Below are 15,160 nucleotides of genomic sequence, written 5' to 3'. Positions count from 1 at the left end.
ATGGAACGGTCCTTCTTCGCCCGAAACCCCTCGGTCCTGATCTTCATCGGGTGCCTGGCGCTGTTCACCCTGCTGGTGACAGTGATGTCAGAGGCGTTCGGCACCGGCGCCATCTCGACCTCTTTGACCAAGACGCTGGGCATGACCCTGTGCCTCTGCCTGATCGCCCTGGCGATGGATCTGGTCTGGGGTTATTGCGGCATCCTCAGCCTGGGGCATTTCGCGTTCTTCGCCTTGGGCGGCTACATGATCGGCATGTGGCTGATGTATGCGCGCACGGCCGATGTGGTGATTGCCGCCCAGGCCAATGCTGCGCTGCCGCCGACACCAAGCGAGTTGAACGACGCGATTGCGGTGCAGATCTTTGGCGTGGTCGGCGGCGACAGTTTTCCCTGGATGTGGGCCTTTGCCGACAGCCTGTTTGCACAATTGGCGCTGGTGGTGCTTGTGCCCGGCCTGCTGGCGTTGGTCTTCGGCTGGCTCGCCTTCCGCAGCCGCGTCACCGGCGTTTACCTGTCGATCCTGACCCAGGCCATGACGCTGGCCCTGTCGCTCTACCTGTTCCAGAACGACACCGGCCTGCGCGGCAATAACGGCCTGTCGGGCCTGCAAAATCTGCCGGGCGTGGCGGCGCCGCAATCGGTCACCTCGGTCTGGTTTCTCTGGGCCTCGGCGGCGGCGCTGGCTTTGGGCTATCTGTTCTGTGCCTGGATCATGTCGGGCAAGTTCGGCAACGTTGTCCGCGGGATCCGTGATGACGAGCCGCGCGTGCGGTTCCTGGGCTATTCGGTGGAGGGCTATAAGCTGTTCGTCTTCACCGTCAGCGCGGTGATCGCGGCGATTGCCGGGGCGCTCTATTATCCGCAGGCGGGCATCATCAACCCCGATGAATTGGCGCCGATTGCGTCGATCTACCTTGCGGTCTGGGTGGCGATTGGCGGGCGCGGGCGGCTCTATGGCGCTGTCATCGGCGCGGCCGTGGTGTCGTTGTTGTCGACCTGGTTCACCGGCGGGCGGGCACCCGATGTCAATCTGGGCTTCTACACGATCCAATGGGTCGATTGGTGGACGGTGCTTCTGGGCATCGGCTTTGTCCTGGTCACTTTGTTCGCGCCGAAGGGTCTGGGCGGGCTGGTCGATTACATCGTGCGAAAGGATGCGCGATGAGCACGCTTCTGGAGCTGAGCGGTGTATCGGTCACCTTTGACGGGTTCCGCGCCATCAACAACCTGTCCTTCCAGATCGGCGAGCCCGAACTGCGCGCGGTCATCGGCCCGAACGGCGCGGGCAAGACCACGTTCATGGATATCGTCACCGGCAAGACCCGGCCCGATGAGGGGCGGATGATCTGGGGTGATCGCTCGGTCTCGTTGCTGAACATGTCCGAGGCGCAGATCGCGCGGGCCGGGATCGGGCGCAAGTTTCAGCGCCCCACCGTGTTCGAAGATCAAAGCGTGTTCGACAATCTGCTGGTGTCCCTGAAAAAGGATCGTGGGCCCTTGGCCGTGCTGTTCTACAAACCCAGCGCCCCGGATCGCGACCGGGTGGAGGAGTTGGCCGAGGAAATTGGCTTGGCGGACCACCTGACCACCCAGGCGGGCATCCTCAGCCACGGACAGAAGCAATGGTTGGAGATCGGGATGCTTCTGGCGCAGGAGCCGCGCCTTTTGCTGGTGGACGAGCCTGCGGCGGGGATGTCGGGCCCGGAGCGGGACCACACGACCGAGTTGCTGCGCGAAGCGGCGCAGACCCGCGCAGTCGTGGTCGTCGAACATGACATGGATTTTGTCCGCAAGCTCGACTGCAAGGTAACGGTCCTGCATGAGGGCGCGGTTCTGGCCGAGGGGAGCCTGGACCATGTGACTGCGAACCAGCAGGTCATCGACGTGTATCTGGGGCGCTAGGCGATGCTGAAGACCGAAGACCTGACGCTGCATTATTCCGGCAGCCAGATCCTGAACGGGATTACGATGGGCGCCGAGACGGGTCACGTGACCTGTGTGATGGGCACCAACGGGGTTGGCAAAACCAGCCTGCTCAAGGCGATCTCGGGCACGCATCCGCGCTCGGGCGGTCGTGTCGTGCTGAATGGGGAGGATCTGCCGCATTTGCCGTCGCATCAATTGGCACGCCGTGGCGTGGGGTATGTTCCCCAGGGTCGGATGATCTTTCCGCTTCTGACTGTGCGTGAGAACCTGGAAACCGGCCTGTCTTGTCTGCCGCGCGCCGAGCGTGTTGTTCCCGAGGCGATCTATGATTTGTTCCCGGTCCTGCGTGAGATGGAGAACCGCCGCGGCGGCGATCTTTCGGGCGGGCAGCAACAGCAACTCGCTATCGGTCGGGCGCTGGTCTTGCAGCCGAAACTATTGCTGCTCGATGAGCCGACCGAAGGTATTCAACCTAACATCATCCAGCAGATTGGCCGGGTGATCGCGCATCTGCGGGAGGAGGGCAAAATGGCGATTGTGCTGGTCGAGCAATATCTCGACTTCGCCTACGAGGCCGCCGATCACTTCTATGTCCTTGATCGAGGCAGCGTGGCCATGGATCGCCCGAAAGCGGATCTGTCGAAAGAGGATCTGGCGGCCAGCTTTTCGGTGTGACGGGCGCCTTGACCCAGGGCCCGTCACATTGATGTCGTTACTTTAACCGCGACCGGCGACGATCCGATCCAGGATCAACGCGCAGAACAGGATCGCGAGACCTGCCAGCAGGCCCTGGCCCGCCGCCGCGAATTGCAGCGCCTCCAGCACGTCTTCGCCCAGGCCCTGGGCGCCGATCAGTGAGGCAACCACAACCATGGCCAGCGACAGAAGGATCGTCTGGTTGACCCCCGCCATGATGGTTTTGGCGGCCAGCGGCAGTTCCACCCGCCACAGCAGGTATCGGGGTGTCGCCCCAAAGGCGAGCGCGGCTTCGCGGATCGTCTCGGGCACCTGTTGCAGGCCCAGAACCGTGAAGCGGATCACCGGGGGCGAGCCGAAGATCATGGTCGCCACAACGCCCGCGGGCTTGCCCGAACCGATGAAGGCCACCACGGGGATCAGATAGACGAAGCTGGGCATGGATTGCATGAAATCCAGGATCGGGCGGACGATGGCGAACGCCCTAGGTCGCCGCGCGCAATAGATGCCGAAGGGGATGCCGAGCGTGATCGAGATCAGCGCCGCCGCGCCCAACAGCGCCACGGTGGTCATTGCCTTTTCCCAGAAATCCAGCAGGCCCAGATAGGCCAACGCCACGCCGGTAAAGATCGCCACGCGTGGCCCAGCGCTGAGGAAGGCGAGCATGATGATCACGAAGGCCACGACGGGCCAGGGCGTGTCGACCAGCACGACCTCGATCGCATCCAGCAGATTGCGCATCCCCGCCGTGATCGTATCGAACACGCCGCGCCCCGAGGTGCGGAGCCAGTCAAAGCCGTCCTGGATCCAGTCGCCCACGGCCAGGCGCCAGTTCCCGTCGGTCGGGAATTCCGCCAGCGTGGCGAAGGCGGTCGGTTGCGCGAATTGGATGGAGGACAGGATTACCGAGGCCACGAACAAGATAGCCGCGACGATGGCACGCTGCATCGACCAGCCATTGGCCACCGAACGGTCGGATCGCCAGCGCGCGAATTGTTGCTCCAGGGTCCAGTTCGACAGGGCTGCGATCCCGAATTTAATGATCGCCAAGGCCAGAAGGCCGCCACCGATGAACCACAGGCCCGTTGCATCGGCTGCACTTGCGGCCTCTTGCGCTGCGACCAAGGCGCCTTCAAGCGATTCCGCCGCGCGGGTCAGGTTATCCACCGCGGCCTGATTGCCCGCATTCTGGGCGGCCTCGATCTGTTGATAGCGCAGGTCGAGCGTGGCCTGAATACTGTCGGCACGGTTGCGCTCCGCCGCGCCCAGATCTCCGAACAGGCCCATCCCGATCTGGATGTAGGCCGCCGTTTCAAGGATAAGAACCCCCAGGAACCAGTTCCAGAGGCCCCGCGCCCCGAACCAGACCGGCCCCAGCAATGCCGCCGCCCAGTTCAGGGTGAACTTGTAGCCCGGCGCCTTCAGCATCGTGCCGAAGACACGCCGATAATAGGCTTCGTTCTGGCCGACAAAATCGTCGATCAGCGGTTCGAGGCGGGTGATGTCGTTGGCGTTGTGCTCACTCATGTCCTTACCCCTGATTTTCTTTGATTGCGCGGATCAGACCGGACCGGTTGATGACGCCCACGGTCTTGTTGTCCGCCACCACCTTCACGATGCCTGAGCCGTTCATACACAGATCCATCAGCGCGCTCAGATCCATATCGGGCGCGGCTTCTTTCGCGTCTTTTGGCAAATCGCCGTTCTGGGCCTTGAACTGGTCCAGCGGTGTCATCACGGAATGGGCGAAGACCATGTTGAGCTTCGAGATACCCGCTACGAAATCGCTGACATAATCGTCGGCGGGGTTGAGAATAATCTCTTCCGGTGTGCCGATCTGCACGATGCGCCCATCCTTCATGATGGCGATGCGATTGCCGATGCGGATCGCCTCGTCGAGGTCATGGGTGATGAACATGGTGGTCTTTTTCAGTTCTTTTGACAGCGCCATGAACTGATCCTGCAACTGTTTGCGGATCAGCGGGTCAAGCGCCGAGAACGGCTCGTCCATCAGCAGGATCTTCGGATCCGAGGCGATGGCCCGGGCCAGGCCCACACGTTGCTGCATCCCGCCCGACAATTCATGGGCGTATTTGTCTTCCCAGCCGGTCAACTCGACCAGTTCGAGGACCCGATCAGCTTCGGCCCACCGCCGCGCTTTCCCGGCGCCTCGGATTTCAAGGGGCATCGCGACGTTGTCACGGACGGTGCGGTGCGGCATCAGTCCGAAGTTCTGGAACACCATCGCCACCTTATGATTGCGCAGATGACGCAGCCGCTCGGCATTCAGACCCATCACATCTTCGCCGTCGATCAGGATCTGACCCGCAGTGGGTTCCAGCAATCGGTTCACATGGCGTACGAGGGTGGATTTGCCCGAGCCCGACAGGCCCATGATGCAAAACAGCTCCCCCTCTTCGATCTGGAAGGTGGCATCGGCCACCCCGACGACACATCCAAATTTGCTGAGAACCTCGGCTTTTCCCAGACCGTCGGCATGGATGGCCGCCAGCGCCTCCTGCGCGCGGTCGCCAAAGACCTTCCAGACGCCCTTCGCGTCGATTGCGATTTCCTTAGACAATGTGCCGCCCCCGTGCCGAAATAGATTAAGACCCCGCCGGATAGCGTCCGCCGGGGCCGTTCGCGTCAGAAACGGGTCAGTTCAGGCCCAGCCAGCCGTCGATCATGGCGCCGTTGGCTTCGATCCACGCGGCGACAGCCACGTCGATTTCCTCGCCCTGTTCAACGACCTGGAATGTCAGGGCCGACAATTCGCCCGCATCCATATCGATATTCTCAAGGAAGGAAGCCGCCGCCGGGTTGCGATCATAGAGCGAGTTCGAGAAGGCCACGCGCACGGTCTTCACCTCATCCCCGGTCATGATCGAGCTTTCCTCGAACCAGTTCGCGGATTGATCGGCAGGCACCATGGTGTAAAGCGCGGCGTCGTATTCCGGTTCTTCGATCATCGTCACGTCATACAGCGCGTGAACGTAGTGCGGCTGATAGCAATAGAAGACCGCGCCTTCCTGGTTCTCGATCAAATCACGCAGGCGGCTGTAGAAAACCGTCTCATCTTCGGTGGTCGGTGTCAGGAAGGTTTCGATGCCGTAATCGCGCACCTTGACCCGATGCACATTGGTCGAGGCCCAGCCGGATGCACCGACCCAGATCTCGCCCATGCCATCGCCGTCGCTGTCGAAGAGGCTTTGGGCGTCGGGGGTGGCAAGGTCAAACACGGTGCGGATATTGTGCTCTTCGGCCATATAGGTCGGCACACAGAAGCCTGAGCGCCCCTCATAAGAGCCTTCGGAGAGCGTCACGTTCTCACCGTATTGGTCCACAAAGCTTTGCTGGTTGGGCAGCCACACATCGGGATGCACGTCGATATCGCCGCGCCCGCCATCCATGGCCGCGAAGATCACCGCATTGGCACCGGGGGCATAGCCGACCTCGCCACCCAGGCGGGTTTCGATCACCTGGCCGATCAGGTTTGCCATGATCCGGGCGCCGGGCCAGGACGGTTCGCCGACCATGACGGTGTCTTGGGCAACTGCGCCGCCTGCCGACATCGCCATGCCAAGGGCCACGGCGCTGAGGGTGAGATTTTTCATTGGATTGTCCTCCTGTTGGAATGTTGTGTCACGCCCGCGCTCTGGCTCGGCTCGGGTCGATGAAGGGAATGTCTGTCACAGTGGCGGTCAGGCGTTTCATACGCCCGTCCAACTGGCCGATTTCGAGTGTTGTGCCGGGTTCGGCATGTTCAATCGATAGCCTTGCCATGGCAATGGCCCGCTCCAAGCTGGGGGAGCGTGTTGCGGATGTCACGACGCCCACTTGCCGCTCACCCGCATAGACATGGGCGCCATGGGCCGGAACGTCGTCTTGATCCAACAACAGACCTTTCAAGGCACGTCGGGGTGCGGCGGCATTTCGTTCCAACGCCGCACGTCCGACAAATTCGGGTTTCTTGAGGTCGACGGCAAAACCGAGACCGGCCTCATAAGCATCCACACCCGCGGTAAACTCGGCGCCCGCGGCAGCCAGCCCCGCCTCGATACGGATTGTCTCCAGCGCGGCTCCGCCCATGGGCTTCAGGCCAAATTCCTGCCCGGCCTCCATCACCGCTTCCCAAAGCTTCGGCGCGTCTGCGACTGAGCAGAACAGCTCATACCCCAACTCGCCCGTATAGCCCGAGCGGGACAGCATGAAGGGCAGACCTTCGCGGTCGCCGATCCGCGCGGTTGTGACGCCGAACCATTTCAACTCGTCCAATGTCGGGACATGGGGTTGCGTGAACACAATCTTGCGTAGGATCTCACGCGATTTGGGCCCCTGCAGCGCGAGGTTCGGCAGCACGTCGCCATGGGCATTGATGCGGACCTGATAGCCGTGTTCGTCAGCCAGATCCGACAGATGCCGCGCACTTTCTTCAGAGCCGCAGCACCACCGGAACAATTGCGGTCCCAGGCGGAACAGCGTGCCGTCATCGATCACCTCACCCTGCATGTCGCAAAGCAGCGTATAGGTGCCGCGCCATTGTGCCAGCTTTGCCACATTGCGGGTCATCGCCAATTGCAGCAGGCGCTCGGCATCGGGGCCGATAATGTCGAATTTGCGCAGCGCGCTCATATCTTGCAGCGTCGCTGTATCCCGGCAGGCCCAATATTCGGCCAATGTGCCGACGCTGGAATATGAGGTCGGCACCCACAGATTGCGCGCCGGCGCAAAATCCCGCGTCAGCTTGCTGGTGGCGGGATGAAACGCAGTTTCCTGGCTTAGGGTCATCGGCGCAGTCTCCTTTTCGCGATGGGCGATTGCGCGTCGGATAGGAGTGTCGGGTCGATAGATCCGAACGTGAACATCGGTGGGGTTCCAGCCATTGATAGGGTCGATATCGTCGGGGCAGGCGGTGCTGACACAGACAAGCGGTTCAATCGCGTGCAGCGCCACATAGTCACCGGGCCGGGACCAGCTTTCCTCGGTCAGGATGTGCTGGTTATGGGCCTCGACCCAGGTGTTCCAAAAGAAGTTGATCGCGGGCCAGGCGCCCCTCCGCGGCACGCCGTAAGGGGCCATGCTGTCAGAAATATTGTCGGAACAATTCACATGGCCGGGAAAGCCACGTTCCTCATAACTGCGCGCGGTGCAGGCCAGCCCGTATGTGTCATGCCGCCCGCAAGTATCCTGCACCACATTCAGCAGTGGGCGCATCTCGGCATCGTAGAATTTGTCGAACAGGCCGGGGCCGGGAAAGGCGCGCCGCACCATGCTGCGGGTTGCGGTGTTGTCGATCATCTCGACGCGGCTTTGCTCAAGCCCTGTAGCGTGGAACGCCATGAAGTCCGAGCATTGCTGCCCTTCGACATCGATGATCTGCACAACCTCGCCCGGGTTCAACTCATAGGCTTGCGCGGTGCCGCGGGCGATTGTGAATTCATCGCGGACCTGACCCAGCGGGGGCGGCAGAATGATGTTGCCCGTCATCGCGCGGGTGACCGACAGTGTCACCTCACCCGGCGCGACGCCGTCGATCAGGGCTGACGGTTCGGCAATGGACAAGATCCACACAGAACAATTGTGCGTCGCTCGCAGGATCAACAGGTCTTCGTCGGTCCCGAGCGGGGCGCAACCGGGGCGGTCTGTGTCAGGCAAACCATGGGCTGACATCCAGCCCAGCAATTCGGCTTTGTCAAAACCCGTCTCGGGGAAGGGTGCGGAGCCGCTCAGGCCAATCGATGGCAGGGCATCCCGGCCCGCCATGTCAAAGGCGATCACGCGAAGAGAATGCGCGTCCGACATCCCGTTCAACGAGATCAGATCACCTTCGGCCAGATCGAACAAACGGGCCTGGCGCGCATTCAGGGTGACAGTTTGGCCGGGTCCCGGGGCGGATAATCCGGGGAAGCTACGCCCAAGCAGTCTTGGGCCCCTGTTATCGATTGCGTGGACCAATGCGTTCATGACGCGACGTCTCGTGTTTGTAACCGGTTACAAACAGCTACTTCCGGTTTATTTGCGAGTCAACGCACAGAACATTAAACTTTCATCTTGAGAGGAGCCTTGCGTGAACGTCATCCGGAAATCGAAACGCGCGACCCTGCGCGATGTGGCGCGCCATGCGCAGGTTTCGGTGGCAACGGTCAGCCGTGTTTTGAACAAATCCGAGCTGGTCTCGACCGACACGCGCAACCGCGTCAATCAAGCCATCGACGTGCTGGAATTTGTACCGAGCGCCGCGGCCCGGAGCCTGAGTTCTGGCCGCTCGCGCGCCATTGGTGCGCTTGTGCCAACGTTGGATCATGCGATTTTTGCCCGTTATCTCGACACGTTAGAGGATCAGTTGTCGGGTCACGGCTATGCCTTGATTGTGGCGGTGACCGGTGGGGTCGCCGAGGTTGAAGAACGTAAGGTGCATAATTTGCTCGATATGGGAATCGAGGGGCTCATCGTCTCTGGTAAGCGCCACACCAAAGGTTTCGCGGCCTGTGTCGAACGCTTTGCCGTACCGACGCTGATCACCTCTTACTACGACCCCGATGCGCAATACCCCACGATCGGCTACGACAATTCCGCGATTGCCCAGGCGGCATTGGCGCATCTGAAATCGCTGGGCCATCACTCGATCGCCGTTGTGCATGGCCCCACCGACGTGAATGATCGAATCGCTGCGCGGATCGCGGCCATCGAAGAAGCCGCCGGGGAAGCGCAGGTGCGCTTCGTCCCGGTTTCGATGCGAGTGGAGGGCGGCGCCGATGCGGTGGCGCGGATGGTGGAGCAGGGCCCCTTGCCCTCGGCCATCCTGTGCCTGTCGGATGTGCAGGCCCTTGGCGCCTTGTTCGAACTTCAGCGGCGCAACATCACCGTACCCGACGAAGTGTCGCTGATGGGCTTCGACGATTTGGAATGGTCGGCCGTCAGTTTTCCGGGGATCACCAGCATCCAACTGCCCGCTGCCGAGATGGGCAGCGTCGCCAGCGATGCCATTGTAGATTGGTTAAGGACCGGGAACCGCGCAACGCCCAAGCGGCTGGAGGCGCATATCGTTGAACGCGGCTCGACGCGCGCGCTTGGTTAAAATCATATGGGGCGATCTGGGCAGCGTGGATGGTTTAACGGTCGATTGACGTCAAAGCGCCCTCTGCCGCCTCAAGCGCGCCTTCCAGGTATCCGCCGAAATCTGGCGCAACTTCTGTGCCACCAAAAATGAGGCGCCCATTCCAAAGTCCGTCCAATTCCGGGGGAAGTTCATAGGTGGGATGTGCGCGGAGCGGTTGCAGATCCAGATCGGTCGAAGTGAAGGCGTCAAATGCCCAATCCTTTAGAGCAATCTTCTGAGGTTGGGTTGCTTCCGGGCCGAATATCCGCGCCAATTGCCCGGCGATCGCGTCGCGCAGACCCGGCTTATCCTGGCGGCTCTGCGGTGGCAGGCCAAGGAAGCCGAACAGCGCATATGGCTCGCCCCGTGCCGGTGAGGCATCATGGATTTCTGCCAGGGGGCCACGTTGGCTTATCGCATCCCCCGACAGGCCCTGCTCGCGCCAGAATGGTCGATCATACAGAGCAACGGCCTTGGCCTGACCTGCCATCCAGGTTGCGACGCCGCGCATCTTTTCCAGCACTTCCGTCGGAAGGGAAGGAACAAGGCAAAGCTCCGCGGCCAAACGCGGCGGCAGCGCCAAAACCACACGCTTGGCCTTATGTGCCTGGCCGTCTGGGCCGATTGCGGTAACCCCATCGGGGATCCGTTCCAAGCCACGGATCGGATGCGCCAGCTGAATGCGATCCGGCGGCAGCTGCCCGGCAAGCGCCGCGATCAACGCGCCCATCCCGCCGTCCAAACGATACGAGCCCTGCATCGACGCAAAGCCGCGTCCGCGCTGGATCTGCCCATGGGGGTCTTCAAACAGCACAGCGCCTTGCCAATGCTGGTCGAACGCCAAAAGGCCCAACCGGTCGATCATGTCGGCGATGCGCGGTTGACCCGGCCAGAACCAGGCCGGGCCCATATCGAATTGCCCATCGCCATGGCGTTCGGTCAAAATTCGGCCGCCCAGCCGATCTCTCGCCTCCAGCAGTCGAAAATCGGCGCCGCGCTCGGCGAGCCGAACCGCCAAAGACAAGCCAGCCAAACCGCCGCCGATGATCAGAATATCCGTCTGCATATTGGGACGCGATCTGTTGCGAATTAGGCGGCCGGCGGTTTGGCGAAAGGCAGATGGCCCGTTTTCATCCAAACGCGGGCGCCGTGTGCACCGGCGACGACGCTCAGCCGTTCCCCCTCGGGCAAGCGGATCCAACTGTGCCGCGCCAATAAATCGCCGCCCATTTTCAACGTTCCGTCGATGACCAACAACTCAATGCCGCCGGGGGCCTCTGAGGTCAGCGCTGCACCGGCATTCAAGTGGCTATAGGTAACACGTTCCCTTGTATCCTCGTGCAACAAAGCCGTGGCCACGCCATCTATCGGGGCCGCCAATTCATCGGCCATGGTTTTGCGGAACTGCGTTCGATCGTCCATGTCGAACTGCCAGAGCTTCACAAAAATCGTGCAGCCTTGGTCAGAGCCGGGCGTGTGGGAGGATGTTGGAGGATTGCGCACATAGGTGCCTGCGGGAAAATCACCATGCTCGTCCTGAAACACACCGTCCAGCACGATGAATTCCTCACCCCCGGTATGGGTATGGGCCGAAAAGTGGCTGCCAGGCGCGTATCGCACGATGCTGGTGGCGCGCGCCACTTCGCCGCCGATCCGATCCAACATGCGTCGGTCGACCCCTTTCATCGGAGAGGGCTGCCAGTCCAATTGATCCGCATGAACGAGGACGCGGGATGAGAAGTCTGAATTCAATTCCATGGGTCTGGTCCTTTCGAAGGGGATCTCAGGCAGCCACCGACGGGCGTGCCGCAACTTTGGCACGCCAGGCCAGCAGATGGGTCAGGTTTTCGGGGATGTCCACTTTGGAGAGATCCGCAAAGGCGAGGCCCGCAAAGGCCGTGATGTCGGCAATAGAGAAATCCTCACCCGCCAGATAGGCATGATCGGCCAGAACCGAGTTCAGATATGCCATTGTGTCCCGGGCGACGATCTTTTGCTTGTGACCCCAAACGGCGCATTGATCGCGTTCCAGATCCGGGCCAAGACCGGGCGTGGCATGGTGGAAATACGCGCCCACGGCGTTGAGCAAGCCGTTTTCGGCGCGCAGGTTCATCATGGCGATCTTGCCACGGTCCTCAGGTGTCTTGCCGGTCAGGGATGGCCCGTCAAATGCCGCGTCCAGATATTCGGTGATCGCATTGCATTGCGAAATATAGCTGCCGTCGTCCAATTCCAAGCAGGGCACAACGGCGTCGGGGTTCTTGGCCTTGAACGCATCGGAGCGATGTTCGCCGCCCATGACATCGACATGGATAAACTCGACTTGGTCGGTCACACTCTTTTCGGCCAGTGCGATGCGAACCCGCACCGGGTTGGGAAAGCCGTCGACATCATAGATTTTCATGGGGTGCCTTTCTGAAGAGATTCGAAAACTATAAAACCTACCTATCAATAGGTAGGTAAACCGACAATCTACTTTCTTGAGGCATGGGGCCGTTTCACAGAGACGTGAAGCCCAAGGCTCAGCTAAGGAGTGATTGTGCGTGCAGCCGATACCGGCGATGGGTGGATATGACGTTCGAACAGCTTCGTACCTTTTTGTGGGTCGCTCGCCTGGGTGGGTTCAGGAAGGCGTCCGAACGCCTGCATCTGTCGCAACCGGCCGTGTCCACGCGCATCGCAAACCTGGAGGCTGAGCTACAGGCCAAGCTATTCGAACGCGGGCCCGGGGACTTGATCCTGACAAAGAAGGGTCAGCAGCTTCTCAGTTATGCCGAGCAAATGCTGTTCGTCGAGGAAGAGATCAAGCAGCGCGTTGGCAACCCGTCCGAGACCGAGGGCCTGTTTCGCATCGGCGCGTCCGAGACGATTGCGCAGGCCTGGCTTCCCGCTTTCATCCAAGCGTTCAGCACTGAATTTCCAAGGGTGAATGTGGACCTGACCGTCGATATTTCGGGGAATTTGCGCAGTGGCGTGTTGGACCGGCGCTTGGATCTGGTGTTTCTGATGGGGCCGGTATCCGAGTTCAGTGTGAAGAATGTCGCTCTGCCGCGGTTTGACCTGCATTGGTACAAGGCTGCCCATCTGCACGATGTCGAATTGCCGGATATCCCGATCATCTCCTATTCCAGCCAGACCCGCCCCTACCGAGAGCTGACGTCGGAACTGGCACGACGCTATGGGCCGAAATCGCGGGTGTTTTCCTCGGCGTCACTGTCGGCAAGCCTGAAGATGATCGCTGCGGGAATCGCGGTGGGGCCCTATCCGCGCGTTCTTGCCGCGCCGCATCTGGCCGCGCATGAAGTAGTGGAATTCGATCCGGGCTTTGTGCCGTCCCCGCTGGAATTCACCGCCTCCTACCTGGCGGAACCGCGCAGCTTTCTTGTTGAAAGATCAGCAGAAATCTCACGGTCGGTGGCCGAGGATTGGCACCGTGAACATCCCACCTAGTGATCCATAATTCTGATCACATGTTATAGAAAATGATAATTTGATTTAATTGAGCTGCCTGTGGAACTCTATCCGCGATGGAACGCGGGGGTCGTATGTCCGATAACATGGCGGAACCAAGCCTGACTGAGTGCAGCGCGGTAGAGATCCGCGCCGAGATCCGGGCCGGGCGGTACACGGCCCACACGGCGGGCCTGGCGCCGGGGAAGCTGCAATGCAACCTGGCGATTTTGCCGGAACGCTATGCCTTGGATTTCCTGCGGTTTTGCCAGCGCAATCCTAAGCCTTGCCCCGTGGTTGGCGTCAGCGAGACAGGCGATCCGATGCTGGCGACGCTCGGCGCCGATATCGACATTCGCAAAGACGTGCCGCGTTACCGGGTGTTTCGCGATGGGGTTCTGGCCGCTGAGGTAACCGACATCTCCGACCTTTGGGCCGATGATCTGGTGACGGTTGCGCTGGGCTGTTCCTTTACCTTTGAAAACGCCCTGATCCGCAATGGCATTCCCTTGCGCCATATCGAGCAGGGGCGGAACGTGTCGATGTACCGGTCTGCCATCCCGCTGATCCCGGCAGGGCCGTTTCGGGGGCAAATGGTTGTGACCATGCGTCCGATCCCAGCGGAGCGTGTTGATGACGCGCATCGGATCAGCGCGCGGTATCCGCAAGCCCACGGCGCACCGATTGCCACAGGCGATCCCCGCGCGCTGGGCATCCAATCGTTCGACCTGCCCGATTACGGCGATCCGGTTGAGGTCCGGGACGGTGAAGTGCCCGTCTATTGGGCCTGCGGCGTCACCCCGCAAAATGTCCTGTTAGAGGCGAAGCTGCCACTCTGCATCACCCATTCGCCCGGCCATATGCTGATTGCCGACGTCGCCGAAGACGCCGAAACGCCCATTTTTTCTCAATCATAAAAGACCCAACACGGAGGATATCCCATGAAGAACACCCTTGCCTTACTGGCCGCCACAACCGCCCTTGTCGGCGCCGCCCAGGCCGAAGATCTGTCGGTTGTCGGCAGTTGGTCGAGCTTGCCTTTGCACAACAGCTATGAAGCGCCGTTCTGGATGGAAACCCTGCCCGGCGCGGGTGATTTCAACGTCGAATTGACGACCCACAATCAGATGGGTCTGGGCCTGTCCGAGATCTACCCGCTGCTGGGCCAGGGCGTCTATGACGTGGCGATGACCGTCGCGGACTACGCGGTTGGCGATGCGCCAGAGCTTGAAGGGCTCGACGTGCCGCTGATCGCGCTGACCGCCGATGAGGCGCGCGCGATGGTCGACGCGGCTCGGCCCATGGTCGAAGATATCTTCCGCGACCGGTTCAATGCCGAGGTTCTGGCCATCGCGCCTTATCCGCCGCAAGTCGTATTCTGCAATGCCGAGATCACCAGCCTCGATGATCTGCAGGGTCTTCAGGTCCGCGCCTCGGGCCGGATGACCGCGATTTTCCTGGAGGCGCTGGGGGCCGAGGGCGTGAATGTCAGCTTCTCCGAAGTGCCCGGTGCTTTGCAAAACGGCGTGGTTGATTGCGCGGTGACAGGGGCAGGTTCTGGCTACTCCGCCGGCTGGTGGGAGGTGTCGACCCATCTTCTGCCGATCCCATTGGGCGGTTGGGACAGCGTTGTGACAGCGATGAACCTGGACCGCTGGAACAGCATGTCGCCCGAGGCGCAGGCTTTGCTTGAGGCCGAGATCGCCAGCGGCTTTGAAGACCCCGCCTGGGCCAGCGCGCAGGATGCCCTGGTCAATGACATCGCTTGCCTGACCGGCAATGGCGACTGCCCTGCAGGTGAGGCGCGCGACATGACATTGGTTGAGGTCTCGGACGCCGATTTCGACCGTGCGCGCGAGATCCTGATCGGTGAAGTTCTGCCCGATTGGGCCGAGCGCGCGGGCGGCGATTGGGCCGAGCGGTGGAACGCCTCGGTCGGCGAAGTTGTCGGCGTGACCATCGAGTAACCTCGCCCAAGCCAAAGGAC

General features: G+C 61.2%; 14 protein-coding genes. 7 read left to right on the top strand and 7 right to left on the bottom strand.

The features are described 5' to 3' along the window. From urtC to urtE, 3 genes are read left to right on the top strand one after another with little or no spacing between them, the layout of a single operon-like run. The gene (gene urtC / locus V8J82_RS06995) at positions 1–1,167 is read left to right on the top strand and encodes an urea ABC transporter permease subunit UrtC (RefSeq protein ID WP_339973561.1); all 1,167 of its coding nucleotides are present in this window, start codon (positions 1–3) and stop codon (positions 1,165–1,167) included. After that, positions 1,164–1,904, top strand: a complete 741-nt coding sequence (urtD, locus tag V8J82_RS06990) for an urea ABC transporter ATP-binding protein UrtD (protein ID WP_339973559.1) — start codon at positions 1,164–1,166, stop codon at positions 1,902–1,904. The genes urtC and urtD overlap by 4 nt, the downstream gene beginning before the upstream one ends. Positions 1,905–1,907: 3 nt before the next feature. Next, on the top strand, positions 1,908–2,603 hold the full coding sequence (gene urtE / locus V8J82_RS06985; protein WP_339973557.1) for an urea ABC transporter ATP-binding subunit UrtE: 696 nt from the start codon (positions 1,908–1,910) through the stop codon (positions 2,601–2,603). 42 nt (positions 2,604–2,645) lie between these two features. On the opposite strand, the gene V8J82_RS06980 is transcribed toward urtE, so the two are convergent. From V8J82_RS06980 to V8J82_RS06965, 4 genes are all read right to left on the bottom strand, one after another. Further along, complete coding sequence (locus V8J82_RS06980) at positions 2,646–4,151, bottom strand: ABC transporter permease (protein WP_339973555.1); 1,506 nt, start codon at positions 4,149–4,151, stop codon at positions 2,646–2,648. Positions 4,152–4,155: 4 nt separating this feature from the next. Continuing rightward, entirely contained in the window at positions 4,156–5,205 is a 1,050-nt protein-coding gene (locus V8J82_RS06975; protein ID WP_339973552.1) for a quaternary amine ABC transporter ATP-binding protein, read from the bottom strand. Positions 5,206–5,281: 76 nt separating this feature from the next. Further along, a complete protein-coding gene (locus V8J82_RS06970; RefSeq protein ID WP_339973548.1) occupies positions 5,282–6,238 on the bottom strand; it encodes an ABC transporter substrate-binding protein in 957 nt (318 codons plus the stop codon). A 28-nt stretch (positions 6,239–6,266) separates the two neighbouring features. Further along, positions 6,267–8,588: a DUF1989 domain-containing protein gene (locus V8J82_RS06965; protein WP_339973546.1), complete on the bottom strand. Its 2,322-nt coding sequence runs from the start codon at positions 8,586–8,588 to the stop codon at positions 6,267–6,269. A gap of 103 nt (positions 8,589–8,691) precedes the next feature. Here V8J82_RS06965 and V8J82_RS06960 point away from each other — a divergent pair, with 103 nt between their 5' ends. Then, positions 8,692–9,702: a LacI family DNA-binding transcriptional regulator gene (locus V8J82_RS06960; protein ID WP_339973544.1), complete on the top strand. Its 1,011-nt coding sequence runs from the start codon at positions 8,692–8,694 to the stop codon at positions 9,700–9,702. A 34-nt stretch (positions 9,703–9,736) separates the two neighbouring features. Here V8J82_RS06960 and V8J82_RS06955 read toward each other — a convergent pair whose 3' ends face one another. From V8J82_RS06955 to V8J82_RS06945, 3 genes are read right to left on the bottom strand one after another with little or no spacing between them, the layout of a single operon-like run. Next, positions 9,737–10,789 carry a flavin monoamine oxidase family protein gene (locus V8J82_RS06955; protein WP_339973542.1) on the bottom strand — a complete coding sequence of 351 codons (1,053 nt, stop codon included), beginning with the start codon at positions 10,787–10,789 and terminating at the stop codon, positions 9,737–9,739. Positions 10,790–10,812: 23 nt separating this feature from the next. Next, positions 10,813–11,481: a cupin domain-containing protein gene (locus tag V8J82_RS06950; protein ID WP_339973540.1), complete on the bottom strand. Its 669-nt coding sequence runs from the start codon at positions 11,479–11,481 to the stop codon at positions 10,813–10,815. Between the two features lie 25 nt (positions 11,482–11,506). Beyond that, the gene (locus V8J82_RS06945; RefSeq protein ID WP_339973537.1) at positions 11,507–12,127 is read right to left on the bottom strand and encodes a glutathione S-transferase family protein; all 621 of its coding nucleotides are present in this window, start codon (positions 12,125–12,127) and stop codon (positions 11,507–11,509) included. A 167-nt stretch (positions 12,128–12,294) separates the two neighbouring features. Between V8J82_RS06945 and V8J82_RS06940 the strand changes: the two genes are divergently transcribed. From V8J82_RS06940 to V8J82_RS06930, 3 genes are all read left to right on the top strand, one after another. After that, the gene (locus tag V8J82_RS06940) at positions 12,295–13,173 is read left to right on the top strand and encodes a LysR family transcriptional regulator (protein ID WP_339973535.1); all 879 of its coding nucleotides are present in this window, start codon (positions 12,295–12,297) and stop codon (positions 13,171–13,173) included. 95 nt (positions 13,174–13,268) lie between these two features. Then, on the top strand, positions 13,269–14,090 hold the full coding sequence (locus V8J82_RS06935; protein ID WP_339973533.1) for a putative hydro-lyase: 822 nt from the start codon (positions 13,269–13,271) through the stop codon (positions 14,088–14,090). A gap of 24 nt (positions 14,091–14,114) precedes the next feature. After that, a complete protein-coding gene (locus V8J82_RS06930; protein WP_339973530.1) occupies positions 14,115–15,140 on the top strand; it encodes a TRAP transporter substrate-binding protein in 1,026 nt (341 codons plus the stop codon). Positions 15,141–15,160: the final 20 nt, after the last annotated feature.

This window comes from Gymnodinialimonas mytili, from assembly GCF_037544085.1.
Lineage (GTDB): Bacteria > Pseudomonadota > Alphaproteobacteria > Rhodobacterales > Rhodobacteraceae > Gymnodinialimonas > Gymnodinialimonas mytili.
Note: the sequence above shows the minus strand (reverse complement) of the source record. Positions and strands in the feature narration are given on the sequence as shown.

What these genes read in the sequence shown, in the direction of transcription:
- urtC (WP_339973561.1), top strand. Translation starts at nt 1, where the DNA reads ATGGAACGGTCCTTCTTCGCCCGAAACCCCTCGGTCCTGATCTTCATC.
- urtD (WP_339973559.1), top strand. Translation starts at nt 1,164, where the DNA reads ATGAGCACGCTTCTGGAGCTGAGCGGTGTATCGGTCACCTTTGACGGG.
- urtE (WP_339973557.1), top strand. Translation starts at nt 1,908, where the DNA reads ATGCTGAAGACCGAAGACCTGACGCTGCATTATTCCGGCAGCCAGATC.
- V8J82_RS06980 (WP_339973555.1), bottom strand. Translation starts at nt 4,151, where the DNA reads ATGAGTGAGCACAACGCCAACGACATCACCCGCCTCGAACCGCTGATC.
- V8J82_RS06970 (WP_339973548.1), bottom strand. Translation starts at nt 6,238, where the DNA reads ATGAAAAATCTCACCCTCAGCGCCGTGGCCCTTGGCATGGCGATGTCG.
- V8J82_RS06965 (WP_339973546.1), bottom strand. Translation starts at nt 8,588, where the DNA reads ATGAACGCATTGGTCCACGCAATCGATAACAGGGGCCCAAGACTGCTT.
- V8J82_RS06955 (WP_339973542.1), bottom strand. Translation starts at nt 10,789, where the DNA reads ATGCAGACGGATATTCTGATCATCGGCGGCGGTTTGGCTGGCTTGTCT.
- V8J82_RS06950 (WP_339973540.1), bottom strand. Translation starts at nt 11,481, where the DNA reads ATGGAATTGAATTCAGACTTCTCATCCCGCGTCCTCGTTCATGCGGAT.
- V8J82_RS06945 (WP_339973537.1), bottom strand. Translation starts at nt 12,127, where the DNA reads ATGAAAATCTATGATGTCGACGGCTTTCCCAACCCGGTGCGGGTTCGC.
- V8J82_RS06940 (WP_339973535.1), top strand. Translation starts at nt 12,295, where the DNA reads ATGACGTTCGAACAGCTTCGTACCTTTTTGTGGGTCGCTCGCCTGGGT.
- V8J82_RS06935 (WP_339973533.1), top strand. Translation starts at nt 13,269, where the DNA reads ATGTCCGATAACATGGCGGAACCAAGCCTGACTGAGTGCAGCGCGGTA.
- V8J82_RS06930 (WP_339973530.1), top strand. Translation starts at nt 14,115, where the DNA reads ATGAAGAACACCCTTGCCTTACTGGCCGCCACAACCGCCCTTGTCGGC.